Annotated in this window: 15 protein-coding genes and 2 pseudogenes; 7 read left to right on the top strand and 10 right to left on the bottom strand. The window is 41.5% G+C overall.

Annotated elements, in window-relative coordinates; all coding sequences use genetic code 11:
* Positions 1–155: 155 nt before the first annotated feature.
* Positions 156–911, top strand: a complete 756-nt coding sequence (locus QMA01_RS04340; protein WP_290214379.1) for an SGNH/GDSL hydrolase family protein — start codon at positions 156–158, stop codon at positions 909–911.
* Between the two features lie 131 nt (positions 912–1,042).
* On the opposite strand, the gene QMA01_RS04335 is transcribed toward QMA01_RS04340, so the two are convergent.
* Positions 1,043–1,696, bottom strand: coding sequence for a hypothetical protein (locus tag QMA01_RS04335; RefSeq protein WP_290214378.1), 654 nt, complete (start codon positions 1,694–1,696; stop codon positions 1,043–1,045).
* 390 nt (positions 1,697–2,086) lie between these two features.
* On the opposite strand from QMA01_RS04335, the gene QMA01_RS04330 reads away from it, so the two are divergent.
* Complete coding sequence (locus tag QMA01_RS04330) at positions 2,087–2,410, top strand: hypothetical protein (protein ID WP_290185842.1); 324 nt, start codon at positions 2,087–2,089, stop codon at positions 2,408–2,410.
* 137 nt (positions 2,411–2,547) lie between these two features.
* Positions 2,548–3,282 carry a Bax inhibitor-1/YccA family protein gene (locus tag QMA01_RS04325; RefSeq protein WP_191714423.1) on the top strand — a complete coding sequence of 245 codons (735 nt, stop codon included), beginning with the start codon at positions 2,548–2,550 and terminating at the stop codon, positions 3,280–3,282.
* Positions 3,283–3,381: 99 nt separating this feature from the next.
* Here the strand turns inward: QMA01_RS04325 and QMA01_RS04320 are convergent, their stop codons facing one another.
* The 4 genes and pseudogenes from QMA01_RS04320 to QMA01_RS04305 all read right to left on the bottom strand — a co-directional run bounded on the left by QMA01_RS04320 (position 3,382) and on the right by QMA01_RS04305 (position 5,914).
* A complete protein-coding gene (locus QMA01_RS04320) occupies positions 3,382–3,537 on the bottom strand; it encodes a hypothetical protein (protein ID WP_290185844.1) in 156 nt (51 codons plus the stop codon).
* A gap of 136 nt (positions 3,538–3,673) precedes the next feature.
* Positions 3,674–4,036, bottom strand: coding sequence for a hypothetical protein (locus QMA01_RS04315; protein WP_191714421.1), 363 nt, complete (start codon positions 4,034–4,036; stop codon positions 3,674–3,676).
* 46 nt (positions 4,037–4,082) lie between these two features.
* A complete protein-coding gene (locus QMA01_RS04310; RefSeq protein WP_290214377.1) occupies positions 4,083–4,484 on the bottom strand; it encodes a hypothetical protein in 402 nt (133 codons plus the stop codon).
* Between the two features lie 647 nt (positions 4,485–5,131).
* Positions 5,132–5,914 (bottom strand): annotated as a pseudogene (locus tag QMA01_RS04305) (DUF4240 domain-containing protein).
* Positions 5,915–6,319: 405 nt separating this feature from the next.
* Here QMA01_RS04305 and QMA01_RS04295 point away from each other — a divergent pair.
* Entirely contained in the window at positions 6,320–7,915 is a 1,596-nt protein-coding gene (locus tag QMA01_RS04295; protein ID WP_290214374.1) for an ABC transporter substrate-binding protein, read from the top strand.
* A 351-nt stretch (positions 7,916–8,266) separates the two neighbouring features.
* Here the strand turns inward: QMA01_RS04295 and tnpB are convergent, their stop codons facing one another.
* From tnpB to QMA01_RS04280, 3 genes and pseudogenes are all read right to left on the bottom strand, one after another.
* Complete coding sequence (gene tnpB / locus QMA01_RS04290) at positions 8,267–9,364, bottom strand: IS200/IS605 family element RNA-guided endonuclease TnpB (protein ID WP_290214373.1); 1,098 nt, start codon at positions 9,362–9,364, stop codon at positions 8,267–8,269.
* An 11-nt stretch (positions 9,365–9,375) separates the two neighbouring features.
* Positions 9,376–9,782 (bottom strand): annotated as a pseudogene (gene tnpA, locus QMA01_RS04285) (IS200/IS605 family transposase).
* A 150-nt stretch (positions 9,783–9,932) separates the two neighbouring features.
* Positions 9,933–10,817 (bottom strand): proline iminopeptidase-family hydrolase, encoded by an 885-nt coding sequence (locus QMA01_RS04280; protein WP_290214372.1) that lies wholly within the window; start codon positions 10,815–10,817, stop codon positions 9,933–9,935.
* 250 nt (positions 10,818–11,067) lie between these two features.
* Between QMA01_RS04280 and QMA01_RS04275 the strand changes: the two genes are divergently transcribed.
* Positions 11,068–11,760, top strand: a complete 693-nt coding sequence (locus QMA01_RS04275) for an AIM24 family protein (RefSeq protein WP_290214371.1) — start codon at positions 11,068–11,070, stop codon at positions 11,758–11,760.
* A 100-nt stretch (positions 11,761–11,860) separates the two neighbouring features.
* Entirely contained in the window at positions 11,861–12,247 is a 387-nt protein-coding gene (locus tag QMA01_RS04270) for an RDD family protein (protein WP_290214370.1), read from the top strand.
* 137 nt (positions 12,248–12,384) lie between these two features.
* Here QMA01_RS04270 and QMA01_RS04265 read toward each other — a convergent pair whose 3' ends face one another.
* Positions 12,385–12,864: a hypothetical protein gene (locus tag QMA01_RS04265; RefSeq protein WP_290214369.1), complete on the bottom strand. Its 480-nt coding sequence runs from the start codon at positions 12,862–12,864 to the stop codon at positions 12,385–12,387.
* A gap of 85 nt (positions 12,865–12,949) precedes the next feature.
* Entirely contained in the window at positions 12,950–14,296 is a 1,347-nt protein-coding gene (locus tag QMA01_RS04260; RefSeq protein ID WP_290214368.1) for a hypothetical protein, read from the bottom strand.
* 320 nt (positions 14,297–14,616) lie between these two features.
* Between QMA01_RS04260 and QMA01_RS04255 the strand changes: the two genes are divergently transcribed.
* The gene (locus tag QMA01_RS04255; protein ID WP_290214367.1) at positions 14,617–15,294 is read left to right on the top strand and encodes an NAD(P)H-dependent oxidoreductase; all 678 of its coding nucleotides are present in this window, start codon (positions 14,617–14,619) and stop codon (positions 15,292–15,294) included.
* Positions 15,295–15,320 lie beyond the last annotated feature (26 nt).

Genomic DNA, 15,320 nt, shown 5'->3' with positions numbered 1-15,320 from the left:
ATTCCATCAGTTGCAAGTATTATGTTGACTTATTTAAAGCAATTCAAAGTGAGTGCTTAAATTTCCATCTTTTCCAACAAAATTTTATTAAAAAATACAGACAATTCAGATTTCCGGGTTTATAATGAACGAAAAAACAAGAAAGGAGGTGCCTTATGAGTAAAATGATAAAAATTTTTGTTGCTGCTTTAATCGCTTTGGCTCTTGGGACCCCTACAGCTTTAGCCGATAGCCATCATGGTCACGGCAAGGAGTCTCTTGTCGCTCTAGGAGATTCCATTCCTTTCGGCTACAATCTTGGGGAAACCAATGATCGTCCTGCCGAAGTCGCCTTTCCCTATCTTATCGGCGATGACGCAGATTTGCGGGTGCGCATTTTAGGAGTTCCGGGATGGCAGACAGACGACTTGCTTACTGCTTTGGATAGCAATAAGAAATTTCGAAAAGCCGTCCATCACGCTGACTACGTCACTTTGAACATCGGAAGCAACGATTTTCTGGAAATTTTAAGAGCCGCCAATGCTGAAAGTGGCGGAAATTCCGAGTTGTTTCTAACACTCATTCAACAAAAGCTCGCCAACAGTGATGCTTTTGACAATCTTGCAGCAAGCATTCACGAAATACGCTCGCTGACAGATGCACCAATTGTTCTGTACACTATTTATAACCCGTTCCAAGCGGCTGATCCGCTGCACCAGATATCCGATCAATACTTGCCGCAGATCAATGCTGCTTTCGCTGAAATAGCGAATTCTTTCCATGATGTAGAGTTGGCTGATGCATATCATGCTTTTGGGAATAATCAGGCGGAATACGTCCTTCCGCAAGACATCCATCCAACAGCCGCCGGCCAGGAAGTGCTCGCTGAAATCGGTTTGGAAGCGTTTTGTTTTGATTTCGTTGAAAATTGATGCAATGAAAAGCAGCAGCCCTCATGGATAAAGGGCTGCTGCTTTTTAGGGTGAATTTTATTTACGGAATCATTGAAATAAATTTCTCGCTAGTTTGGCCATTTCAACAGGTTATAACTTTTTATAGCCTGCTACAAAGTACGTGTTTTCTCACCGTCAGTCAACTTAAAATGAATCCCGGATGATTCTCCAGATTCGATATGTTTCGGCACATCTGATAAGTCGAGCAACTCCTTGAATCGAATAGGCTCTATGCGATTTGCTTCTATTGTAATACTATACGGACCCGCTAAATTTATTAGAGACTCCATTCGTACACCGTCTTCAATAAAAAATGAATCGATAAATTCCAATTCAAATGACACAGCTTCATTACTTCGATTATGCAATACAAGCTCACATTCCCCATTCGCTATCTTTTGCCCCACCGACTCAAAATTGCACTTGCCATTGCTATCGTATGATATTGCTGTAATCCCGCTTGCAACTGTTTCTTGGTAAGCCGTAATTAAAAGTTTCGGCAAAAATGCATATAGGATCAACACAACTAGTATTGTTCGGAAGTGATATTTCTTTAATCCCTTGAACAACAAAATTAAAGCGATTATAAACAAAATGGCCCCCATTATCCCAAGTGGAATATATCCAGCTTGGTCACGAATTGGAAACGACATAAACGTAGTACGAGCATTTAACCTGACATTATTCGGAAACGGAAAATACAAAGACATGCAGATACATAAAATAACAAATGAACCAATGAGTGCGAGTTTACTTTGTATCATCGTGAAGTTCCTCTCCTTACTATATTAAATCTTCTACTATTTTCTATTGAGAAAATTGAATGTAATATCATTCACATCAAATTACATTCAACTTTACAGCCTTAATCAGTTTTAATTTACCATTTCATTGTCAGCTGTCGCCTTCTTACTTTACCACATATATCCAGTGATAGATTCTCTATTATCGGAATAAAATAAATACTTTACCGCTTCTGCTGATCCTATATTGTGAAGTTTGCTCCGATTAAATTGGGAATTACTTTACAAGAACTCCATTTTCTATTCTTATATAAGCAATCCGAAAATCATTGAAACCTTCTTTCTTTTTCACCGTATAATAACCAGCAGCAGATTAACATTTATTTCAAAAAATACAAATTGGAGGTACACATGAAAAATACGCTGATCATCTTTTTCACCATCTTTGTGATTGCTGGCGGCAATTGGCTGGCAGCTATTGCGCTTAACGTCGCTTTCCTGGATGTGGCTATCCCCTTCGCAGGACTGGCGCTTGCCCTTATTTATTTTTTCAAATCCAAAGGAGGCATGGCCAGCCGCCGGTTGGACATGTCGATTCAAGGGCAAACGGGCATTCGAATGGAACAGAAAGCTTATGTGCCGGAAAAATCCTATATTTTCATCGGCTCAATTCTGTACTTGATTTTTGTAGTAGGATTCACCTTCTTCACATATCGGGAATATTTTATAGCCTGACTAATCGGTTTTATCCCATTTAACGGTTAGAGGCGTTGAAGAAATTATCATTGATTAGCGCTTCTCTTTATCGTGTATTTCTGTTTATGAAAAGGATATAATAAATGCTGCTACGAAAAATATGCGAGGTGAGAGAGTTGAGAAGTGGAAACCCGAGTTTAAAAGCCGATTCGTTCGATAATTTCAACGACACGAACATTGGCCGAAAAATGACCATTCAAGGAACGGTCAATAAAACATTCATTTTATTATTGCTGTTGCTGGTAACGTTCGTCTATTCCTGGAATCAGTTCGTCAATAGCCCGAACAGTGTATTGCCGTTGATTCTGGTTGGAGCCATCGGTGGCTTGATCGTTGGATTGGTGACAATCTTCATACCTAAAATCTCTCCTTTTACAGCACCTGTTTACGCTTTGCTGGAAGGATTATTCCTGGGGGCAGTGTCTGCCCAATACGAAGCTCAATACGGCGGCATCGTCTTCCAGGCTGTCCTGATCACAATTGGAGTGCTGTTCAGTTTATTGCTTGTTTATAAATCGGGACTCATCAAAGTGACACAGAATTTCCGTCTCGGCATTGCCGCTGCCACGGGCGCCATTTTCCTGGTTTACCTGATTTCGTTCATCGGCGGGTTTTTCGGTTTTCAAATCCCTCATCTCCACGAAGCGACGCCGCTCGGCATTGCGATCAGCGTGGTCATCGTCATCATCGCCGCGCTGAACCTGGTGTTGGATTTTGACTTTATCGAAAATGCAGCTGATAAAGGGGTTCCGAAATATTTTGAATGGTATGGTGCTTTCGGTTTGCTTGTGACATTGGTCTGGCTGTACTTGGAAATACTGCGCTTGCTGTCCAAAATACGAAGCAGATAATAGAAAACGTCCTTCGGGGCGTTTTTTTCATACACAAACACAACCCGAAACCGGTTTGGTTTCGGGTTGTGTTTTTTGCATGCACATGCTGAACTTGAATTAATTTGAAGCGGTTTTAGCCAATTCTTTTTTGGAAGATTGAACGGCTTTCTGCATTTTGTATTCCTTATAGCCCTTTACATGTTCCTTGTAAATTTCCAAATACGATTTAGTTGGGTTACCCATTCCTTTTACTTCCTTCATCATTACAGTCATCCTATTCATCCTCCTTGGTATGGTTCCACATAATAATTGCGTGCAAAGCTGTTTAATACGGGGCAAAAAGGGCATTATCCGACTACGGATAAGCTAAAATAAAATACTAACCGCTGTGAGGTTTCCCCGTTTAAACTCAAGGGATATATCTCTCACTGCTGGATTCCCGGTGATAAGGCGTGATGGTAAATAACTCTTCAGGGCATTGCTGGGATACTTGATATAGGCTATGGAAGACAGTTGGTGTGAGTTCATAGCGCTGCATGCCATTCGGCAATGCTTTTGCTTTCGGTGATGCTTTTTCCAGCATGACTTCCTCTATATCCACCCATACTGTCTGTACCTGTTCCTGTATCTTCCCTTCTTTCTCGTATCTGATTTCTTTCGCCAAACGGGCAAAGAATGTAATGAAAGAACAACCGTTTTCATCGTGCACATCTTTGGATTTCAGAAAAAAATAACCAACCGATTGTTCAGGAAATTGTTCGATCTGTTCCATGACCATTTCTCCTCTTTAATCCATTTTTATCTGTGCAAATGCTTTTTTATCCCAGTGCATCAAGTGCAGCAACAAGGCGTTCCGCAAATACTTCCGGAGGCTCTTGTGAAGTCAAGCGAATACAATACATTCCGCATTCCATTGTCATGTGCTGCGAATAGCTGATGGGGAAATATAAGGGATGTGCAATCAGCGCTTGAGTAAAAGCCGCGAGTTCTTCCGGCATCAGACAAACACGCGCTTCGTTACTGCCATCTGGTCCTTCATCATTTAAGCTGAATGAAATATCTAAATCCAAGGACAAACTGACATCCAATACTTTGCTATTTTTCACGTAAACCGACCGTTTAGTTTTCAGTTGGTAAGTTCCATCTTGGCACTCCACTTCGCTACCCAAAATTTTACTTACCGCTTCTGCTGTTCCAGCCAGTTCCTCTGTTATAATCATACTAACTACTCCTTTACATCCCCTATGATGCTTTCGTAACTCTTAAGTTGAAATATAAAAATATCATTATTCAGATAATTTGATATTATTTTGTATAATCTAACATTGTACTTTCTGCCTAAATATCACCTTATTTCCTGTTATTTATTTGCCTTACCGATACATTAAGACTAGTCTATAGCATAAAATATGTAAAGTATTATAGAAAATTCTTTTAATTCAGAAAACATTAAAGCTTTTTTTATATACTTTCTTTATTTTCTGTAATTGTATTTCAATAAAAATGGATCATGTTTTTCATCCGTTCATTTATCTACATTTTCCGTTCCACTAACCAAGCCACCTCATCTTGTTGAATCGAAAATCCTTTATCCATAAGGATTTTTTAAATCAACAAGAAAACAAGACGCATTAATTTCTGCATCTTCTCTGCTTCTTATTGAGCCATCGGGTTATCATTTAAAAACAGGAGTGCTTTCTGGCAATAAGACCACTCTTTCTAGAATGTTTTACTAAAATAAGTAAAAAGCTAAATTTTTTCTTAAAATTTGCCCTCTTTCTTCCAATTCAAGCAGCTGGTTATGCTGTTTAGCCGCCAAATCTTGTCGTTTAGAATGTGAGAAAAGGTTTTTAATCACTTCTATTCTTTAACCTAAAGGAGTTTCTCCATAAGCATTCCACAACAACGGAAATTTTTTGAACAAACCTTCCCCGTCATCTTCACTCCAATCAAACTCCATTTCGGGCTGCACGTATACGTCTCCCGACACCTTCCAATACAAATCGAGGTAGTCGTCTTGATCCATTCCGGTTTTTTCCTCAAACGCCGCACTGGCGCAGTACAGGAAATCTTCAAATTCCGGCACATCCTCTTCCATCCTTTCCAAGTAAGGAAGGATGCTTTCGGGATTTTGAAGAGCTCCCTCATACGGTTCTTTTCCAAGAAACATCAGCCATGCACGGAAATAATCAAAGGAATCATCAGAGCAGCCTCCCATAATGATAAAGGCTGCTGCCCATAAATCAGATGTGTAGGATTTAGCATATTGCTGATTAAAATGGAAATCAAAGCCGACAATCTCATGCACCGGCTTTTTGGCCAATTTTCCAATGAGCCACTCGTGCTGTTCTTCCGGGTCATCCCCTTTGCGGTGAGCAGTTTCCAGCATGCACCAAAATTGGTCTTCTGTCATTGAACCCTCCAAAACTTCTTCTGCCTGTTGTTCGCTTTACCGGTAGCCTTTTTTAAACTTAGATTCGATCAATCTGTTCGCTTCTTTCAGACATAGTGTTTCTGAAGGAAATTCTTTTGTATTGATCGAGCCACGGGTCCCGATTCTTCCATAAGAAACGATAAAGAAATTGCCTTGCGCTTTTATTTTCCAGAATTTATTGGAGTAACCTGTAATGCAGACCAATGATTTTTCCACTTATCTTCCTCACTTTTAATTTTTTTGAAATCGTATGATTACTCGATTAGTTGAATTTTATTCAACCTAACATTAAAACTGCAACTATCAATTTCCAACGGTACTTCCCTGCATATCAAATATAATTTCGTTTAAAACCTTAAAAGACAAATTATTTTAAATATTAACAAAAATAACTCTTATTATTATATACTGGTATTTGTAATCATTTAAAATAGTATGTTTTATAAAATCGGAATAAGGAGGTGTCGTATCAGTAATAGCAAAATCAAAATTCTTAAACACGATCCATTAAGTTGATACGCACAATTATACATATCAATACACAACTTCTATTATGATGCTGTAGGCTACACTAGTTTATGCTTTTAAGCACAACCCATCCCACTAATCAGGAGTGATTAAATGAAGAGTAAAGCGATTGCAGCTATTTTAACAATTTCTTTCCTATCTCCTTTTCTACTAGCCGCCTGCTCCAATGAAGAGCCCAATGATGCTTCATCACCGTTCCAAGACACACTTATTTTTGCCCGCGGTGGTGACGCGGTTTCCTTAGATCCATCTGAAGTTACGGACGGCGAATCCGAAAACGTTGCTCAAAGTATTTTGGAAACGCTGACTACTTTTGCGGAAGGAGAGACAACTACAGAACCCTTATTGGCAACCGAATGGCAAGAATCAGAGGATGGCCTTACTTATACGTTCACACTTCGTGACGGGGTGAAGTTCCATGACGGGACTGACTTCAATGCGGAAGCCGTCGTTTTTAATTTTGAAAGATGGATGAATGGCAGCGCAGAGGACTTTCCCATGTATGGAAGTGTTTTTGGCGGCTACAAAGATGATCCATCACATAATGTTGCCTCTGTGCTTGCAGTGGATGAGTCAAAGTTTGAACTTAAGCTGAAAGGCACTCAGCCGACACTTTTAAAAGACTTGGCTTTAACTCCTTTATCGATTTCCAGTCCGGCAGCAATTGAAGAATCAGGTGACGACTACCGAAGCAATCCCGTAGGTACCGGCCCTTTTATCTTTAAGGAATGGCAGCCGAATGACCGAATCGTACTTGAAAAAAATGATGAATACTGGCTGGACGGATATCCAAAGCTGGAACAAGTGATTTTCCGTACAATTCCAGATAATTCTGCTCGGTTTAACGCGCTATTGAGTGGTGAAGTAGATATGGTTTCCGGTTTGGATTCTGAGAATCATGAGCAGGTTGAGGGAAATCCCGAACTGCAATTATTCTCAAACCCGCCTCTTAACCTTGGCTACTTAGGCATGACAATAACGCATGAACCGTTTGATGATCCTCTAGTTCGTCAAGCACTCAGTTATGCAGTCAATAAAGATGCAATGGTAGATGCGTTCTTTAGTGAAGGAACAATTGCAGCAAAGAACCCCATTCCACCAGCTGTAGAAGGCTATAATGATGAGATCGAGCCTTATCCGTATGATCCTGAAAAAGCGAAGGAACTTCTTGCCGAAGCCGGCTTTCCTGATGGCTTTGAAATGGAATTGTACGCAATGCCTGTATCACGTCCCTATATGCCTGATGGGGCAAAAGTAGCTGAGTACCTACAATCGAATTTTGCTGATATTGGCGTCAAAGCAGAAATTGTTACGTTTGAATGGGCAACTTATATCGAAAAAGCCTTGAACGGAGAAGCAGACACATTCCTGTTGGGTTGGACTGGGATGAACGGGGATGCAGACAATTTCATTCATAACCTATGGCACGGTGACAATATCGGTTCAACTAACTCTACTCAGTACAATAATCCGGAACTAAATACGATCTTGGATAAAGCAAGAACTATTACCGATCAGCAAGAACGCAATGAATTGTATGAACAGGCACAAGTCATCATGCATGATGACCCTCCTGTCATCCCGCTCGTCCATACGTCACCTTCTCTTGCCGGCAAAGCAAACATTGTTGGCTTTGACCCGCATCCGACTAGCCGGGTGATTACGACAAAAATCGAATTTGAGCAGTAAGCTGCTATTAGCTGTTGTCAATTAAGATAAGTTTGGCAGATAAACAAAACCGGATCTGAGAAATTTATTTTCTTAGGTCCGGTTTTGTTATGACATTCTAATGAAAAGCTCTACTAGATTGCTGTTTTTAAAATCACTAATGATGTCGTGCAGAACTTACCAAGTCACTCTTGTCTACCCTAGAATTTCAAAGCCGTACTTTTGAGCGGTTGCTACAAAGTGAACTACTCACGACTAAATTCGCGAGCTTCCTACAAACATCTTCCTTGCGTACGTCTGTCATAACGCTCAGCGCACGTAGCGGGAATGATTACGGTAGGCTCAAAAGGCGATCCCCGCCTCAATGGTTATTTATAACGTCAATGACAATAAGTTCCGACTGGCGTTAATATCCCGGTCGTGGTCTGTTCCGCATGGGATGCAGGTCCATGTGCGAATCCCAAGTGGTTTCTTGGAACCTTTGTCCCCGCACGCTGAACAGATTTGACTGGACGGATACCATCGATCGGCTTTGATAATTGTCCGTCCCAGCCACAATGCTTTGTATTCGAGCTGGCGCGTAAATTCAGACCAACTGACACTCGCAATGGCTTTGGCTAACCTGCGGTTCTGCATCATGTTTTTACTGGAAAGCGTCTCAAGTACGATCACTTGGTTTTCGTGAACGATCTTGTGAGACAACTTATGAAGAAAATCTTTTCGTTGATTCGCGATTTCTTCATGCTTTTTCGCAACGACCTTTCTCGCTTTACCCCGGTTCTTGCTTCCCTCTTTTTTGCGTGACAGGCGTTGCTGAGCGCGTTTCAGTTTTTTCTCTGCTTTTTCCAAATGTTTCGGGTTTGCGATTTTCTCAGAAAACCCGGCATCGTTCGTGGTAATCGCAAAATCGGTTAATCCCAGATCGATGCCGATTTTGTGCGGTGCTGGAATCCACGGGACGCCGTCTTGTTCGACGAGCACCGAAATATAATAGTTGCCACTCGGCGTCATGCTCACGGTGCACGATTTAATCAGCCCGTTAAACTTCCGGTGGTGCTTGAATTTGACGAAACCGATTTTCGGTAATTTGATTCGGTTATTTAAAATTCGAATCGAACCTTTCTGGTTGTTCGTCTTGTAACTGGCTTTTGAGTGGTGTTTGGATTTGAATACAGGGAAGCCTGCGCCGTGTTTATAAAACGTTTGGTACGCTGCATCCAAATCAAGCTTCGCATTTGCCAGCGCTAAATTATCGGGTTCTCTTAGAAACGGAAATTCTTGTTTAAACGACGTATACGTACGCAGTTTGATCGCATACAATAATTTTTTGTCGTGCTTGTATAATTCATAATGGGCTTTCCGATCGGCGAGCATCTGATTGTAAAGAAACCGCACGCTGCCGAATGTTTTGGCAAAGTATTCTCTTTGTGCCCTATTCGGAACCAATCGGTATTTATAGGCTTTCAGCATGCGGTTTCTCCTCATTTCCAGTTGATTTGCTGATGCTCGATATAATGCTTAATCTGTTCTTCGGTTGTATCGCTTACGGTTGCGACGAAATAACTGGGGTTCCACAAGTGTCCGCCCCATAGCGCATTTTTAAGCGACGGGTGACGCAGGAACAAACGCCTGGCTGACGTCCCTTTGAATGATTTCAGAATGGATGGGATGGTCTGTTGCGGCGTGCAACTGATGAGCATGTGCACATGGTCTTTATCGGTTTCGAGTGAAAGAATCTCAATTTTTGTTCATCGGCAATTTCCCGAAGAATCTCTTTCACATCGCGTTCTACGTCGCCAACTAAGACGGCATTTCGGTATTTGACGCACCATACGATGTGATAGCGTAAATAATAGACGTAACCCCTGCCCTTATTAGCTCTTAACATCTCGTTCGCCTCTACACATAGTAGAGCAGATGTAGAACAAAATATCAAAAAAAGAGCATTCGCTAACTCACGGCTAAAGTCACGAGAGTGCGCTCACAAGTTCTTCAATAAACACCCAGCAAGGATCCCTCCCCACTGAGTGATTTTTCTTTACGCTCCCGGCCGCAATTCCTGACGGTTCAGCCACTCGCGGACAGTCTCCACATACGCCTCCGGTTCTTCTATTCCCGGCATATGGGAACTGTTTTCAAACATATGGAACTCTGCATCTGGAACCAGGCCTGCATAATACTCCGTTGCTTCAGGCGTCGCTTCATCAAACCGGCCGCATGTGAACAGGGACGGAATTTCAATTTCCTGCAGGCGTCCAGTCGCGTCGAAGTCCTTTAACGTTCCGGTGACCGTAAACTCAGACGCCCCCCACATTAAGTTGTAAATTTGATGGTTCAGCTCTTTCATATCTTCTTCCATTTCTTTTGGCCATGGATCGACACGGCACATATGGCGTTTATAGTAAGCCATCATTGCCTGTTCGTACTCTTCAGTATCTGTTGTGTGTTCCCGTTCACATATTTCAATCGTCTCCTGGATCTCTTTCGGGAATTGTTTCAAGTAATTTCGCTGGTCCCGCTCCCATCTCTGCGCGTCTAATGCCGGTCCGGAAAAAATGACGCTTCGGACTCTTTTTGGTTTTTTGAATAAATAAGAAGCCAGAAGCATGGTTCCCCAGGAATGACCCAGCAAATGAAATTCTTCCAGTTCAAGTGCCTGAATGACTTGTTCCAACTCTTCCACATAGCGCTCCACCGTCCATAAAGCCGTGTCTTCAGGGCGATCCGATTTGCCGCATCCAAGCTGGTCATAATGGATCACCGGCCGGTCTGTTCCCAATTGCCGGAGCGGGTCGCTGTCGCTGCTTTTCGATCCCGGTCCCCCGTGCAGCACGAGTAACGGAATACCCGGGCCATTGCCGCTGATCCGATACCAGACATTTCCTCCAGTAACCGGAATAAATCCTTCCTTCACGTTGTCCATCTATTCATCCCTCCTCTTTTTATTGGTATACAACTACTAATTCCCCTTCCAGACGAATAAACTCCTTTTTCCGCAAAAACAAAAGGCAGATATGCAAGTCAGAATTCTGCGTCACTGCTCTGCATACACTTTTTAAAAGTTAAATTGATTAATAATAAGCAATCTCGTATTCCAAGCCCAATTTCATTTCACTGGAACTATTTCAATCCTCAAACGTAGATATTATCAACCACTCAAAGGAGGAATTTTTATGTCGAAGTACTCCATCCACCAATTTGTACAAAAAACGCAGCAAGATGACAGCGCTCGTGAATTTTTTGAGCTGGAGACGGATCGCTTATTGGAAGTGAACCTGAACGGGCTGGTCTGGGCAAAAGCAGGATCAATGATTTCTTATGAAGGAAACATCAAATTCGAACGCGAAGGCATGCTTGAACATGGGCTAGGTAAATTCGTTAAAAAAGCTTTCACTGGAGAAGGTGCACAGCTAATGAAGGCGCATGGGAACGGCAAACTTTATCTAGCCGATCGCGGCAAGAAAATCACCATATTGGATTTGGAAGGCGAAAGCATCTTCATCAACGGAAATGATTTGCTCGCTTTTCAAGACGGCCTGGATTGGGACATCAAACTCATGCGCCGCGTCGCTGGAATGATGGCTGGTGGGCTCTTCAATGTACGGCTGGAAGGCAACGGACTTGTCGCTTTTACTTCCCATTATGAGCCGCTCACCTTGCTCGTGACGCCTGACAGACCCGTATTCACAGATCCGAATGCTACCGTTGCATGGTCAGGGAATTTGGAACCGGATTTTGTTACAGACATTCAGCTGAAAAGCCTGTTTGGCAGAGGCAGCGGAGAATCCGTTCAGATGAAGTTTTCGGGTAATGGTTTTGTTGTGGTGCAGCCTTTTGAGGAAGTTTATACAATGCCGCAAGGATGATTCCCCACTATCTCTCATTCAAAAATGCGGGTTAACTTTTTCTCTACTGGAATTACTGATTAAAGAATCCGATAAAGAAAGATAAGAAAGGATGAATTGAATGGACAAGCTAATGAAAAAGAGAGTAAAAGGCATTTTGATTGATACAGCAATTTCCACAGCAGTTTCTGCGGCTGTAGAACAGGCAGTAAAAAAGAAAGTGAAAAATAGTTTTTTCCAAACGGTAGTTGCACCGGCAGTGGTCCTATATGGGTTGGAATATGTACAGATGCGGAAAAGCGGACAAACCATTGGACAAAAAGCAGCGGGCATCAAAATTCTGAGTGAATCCGGTGAAGAACTGACACCGAAACAGATTGTGAAACGAATGGTTCACCGGGATACTTTAAGTTCACTGATCTATTTGAAAAACCCGAAAAAATACAACACTACCGGAGCAAAATTTCCGCATGATGTATACGCAGAAACCGTGGTTAAAGAAGTTTGAAGAGAATCAACACAAAAAGAGCTGTCCCAAAAAAGTCTTGAACAATGACATTTAGGGACAGCATCTTTTAATTGAAAATCTAAATTCATTTTATAAAAACTTATATAAGATATTGTGAGCGCAAAAATTTTTTCCTCTTAAAAATCAATATCCCAATCTGCCTTCAATTTAGTAAGCAAATCTTTGGGTGGTTCGGCGATAAAATAAGAGGTTCCTTCTTGGTTCACTTGAATCGTTCCATCTTTATAGAATAGGATCGGATAAATATCCTCGCCAGTACTGTTGACGCTTGGTTTGTTGTAAAGCAGCATTCGGTAACTTCCTGGTGCTTCCAGGTCAGCTGTTCTGCTTTCAAGTTCATCTTCACTTGCTTCGACAAGTTCACTTCCGTTCAATGCATCAATCAACTCATTCGCTTTGTCTCCTCCACTGACCAGTACCTCTTCGTAACCACTCGTTTCAATTACTGAAGTAGCACCGGAGACCAGAACTCCCTCATACCCAGTTGGATGGTCAATCATCAGCGTTTTTTGAGTATCGGCATTTGTGCAAGCACTTAGCAAAACAAGCAGCACAACGAAAGTTGGCATTACAAGCCGCTTGATTAAAATTGTCATGTCACTCCTCCATTTCTAGAATACGACCCATCCACTTTACCATAAAAGGGGATTTTTGTAATATTAATTCTTTCTGTCCCTGATTTCACCGCTTCAAGATTTCACTTTCTTCATCTTCATTATCCCCGTCCTCTGAACTCGTTAATCCAGTATAAATATATGCAAAAGCTAAGACGAGTACTGTACAGAAGGCCAAAACTGCAGCTAATCCAAATAGTCCGATAGCAGCCCATGGGTTCATAAAGAGGATTAAACAACTGACTATGAAAACAATGGCCGTAAGAACCGCACTTATTTTAGTTGGCAGATATCTTTTGTCTAATGCCGAATGAAAGTAAACGCTCAACAAACAGAACAACAGAATATAAAGTCCCGGTACCGTTAGCGGGTTTACGAATAATCGTGCGATAGCGGCTGACTGAAACGTGTTATTCGATTCAGGAAATTCCAAAGTCAGCGGCGCTGTTTCACCGCTGTCAAAATCAACGGTCATTGCTTCATAAACCTCCGGCTGATCTGGCCAATTCGGTTGCATTAAAAAGGCGATCCGGTTTTCATGATGAAAAAACGATGGCGATGTCACCGATGCATGAAAGTCCGTAAGTGTCCTCTTTTCTCCGTTTGAAGTCTCCATCAAAAAAAGTTCGTATTCAAATAACGAGCCGGACTTTTTGGATTTTTCCGATACAGCGGTATAAGCCAACAACTCTTGATTTTCCGAGAAATAAGGTTCGTATAGGTCCTCTTTAAGATATTGAGGCAAATAAGGACTTTCAACCTTCTCATCAAGTAAATAGGCTATCAGCTGTTGAATCCCGTCAAATTCCGTGTAATAAAGCGTGGTTCCATCGGCTGAAACCGAGAGTTTAGACATGTCAAAAGCGTCTTTATCGGTTAATTTAAGAAATTCTCCATCCGCGGTATTTAAAGAAAACAAGTCAGCTCCGTTTTCCTTTTCACCTTCTGGCTTTAAAAAATCCTCTGCTAGAGTCGCTACATAATAAATGGTTTTCCCGTCCGGTGAAAAAGCAGCGGTGGATACATGCACATCCATTCCAGTTAATTGTAAAGGCTGACTTCCAGATTCAATACTCATATACTGAAGAGACTGAACACCTTCATTCCCAGCAGACAAATAGAGAATGTCTTCTCCATTAGGGGAGAATTGCGGCATGCGATGGTCCTCGTCTACCGGTTCTGTCACTTTCTCTACTTCCCCGTCTGACAAGCGGCCTTTGAATATTGCTTCTGCTCCTTGGTCATAATAGGAAAACAAAATCGTTTCATCATCTGGAGAGACAGAAAGACCGGAGCCCAATCCCGAATGAAATTTATACGGATCTTGGTTACTCACAAGAGTGTAGATAATGGCCGCCACAAAAAGAACAGCCACGATGCCTATGGATATCAATAAATTCCGATGATTTTTCATTAGTTCACTTCCCGCTCCTGGCATTTCATCCTTTTAGTAAAGACGAAACTTTCAAATAAAAGTTCAATTGATGATATTAACAGATTCACATAAAAATGCATAAACACGATGTTTGATAACAACTGAACTTTCCTATAGTGTCTAACGTACAACGCCAGTTGATTAAGTGTAAGATGTTACATTTCCATTTTTTATACTTAATTACTGGATGACTAGGCTAAGCTCATCAAAACAAGGGAAATATCAACCTATTTTTTATTGATGTGAAGTCTGATAAAAGCTAGCTTGCCTAAATACAACGAAGAAGGAAGTTTTTGAACATGACACAAAAAGTAATAAAAAGACAAGAAATTCTGGATGCGTTTCAATTTAGACGGGCTATAAAATCCTTTGACCCATCAAAAAAAATCTCAGAAGAAGACTTTAATCTAATCTTGGAGGCAGCCCGACTTTCGCCAAGTTCAGTTGGCTATGAGCCTTGGAAATTCCTCATTATTCAAAACCAGGAATTCAGAGAAAAGCTGAAAGAAATTACTCCAGGTGCACGAGGCACTCTTCCCACCGCAAGTCATTTCGTGATCATTCTTGCAAGAACCATCAAGGATACCAAGTACGACTCCGAATATGCGAAAAATCAATCGCTTAATGCCGGGCTTCCTGCTGAAATGTATGATCAAATCAAAGAAGCGTATAAAGAATTCCAAGAAAACCAACAAAATCTCCTGGTAAACGAGCGTACAATGTTGGATTGGGCTGGAAAATCAACCTATATTCCTTTTGCCAACATGATGACTGTCGCCGCTTTCCTAGGAATTGACTCTTGTCCAATTGAAGGGTTTCATTACGATAAAGTACAAAAGCTTCTGGAGGAAGAAAACTTATTGGAGGATGGCCATTTAGCTGTATCGGCTATGGTTGCGTTTGGTTACCGGGAAGACGAGCCTAAATTCCCGAGAGTAAGAAAAGACATGAAAAAAATTGTGCAGTGGATTAATTAATGATCATTGAACATTCCATGAGAACT

It is taken from the genome of Planococcus notacanthi (genome assembly GCF_030407825.1).
GTDB lineage: Bacteria > Bacillota > Bacilli > Bacillales_A > Planococcaceae > Planococcus > Planococcus notacanthi.
Note: the sequence above shows the minus strand (reverse complement) of the source record. Positions and strands in the feature narration are given on the sequence as shown.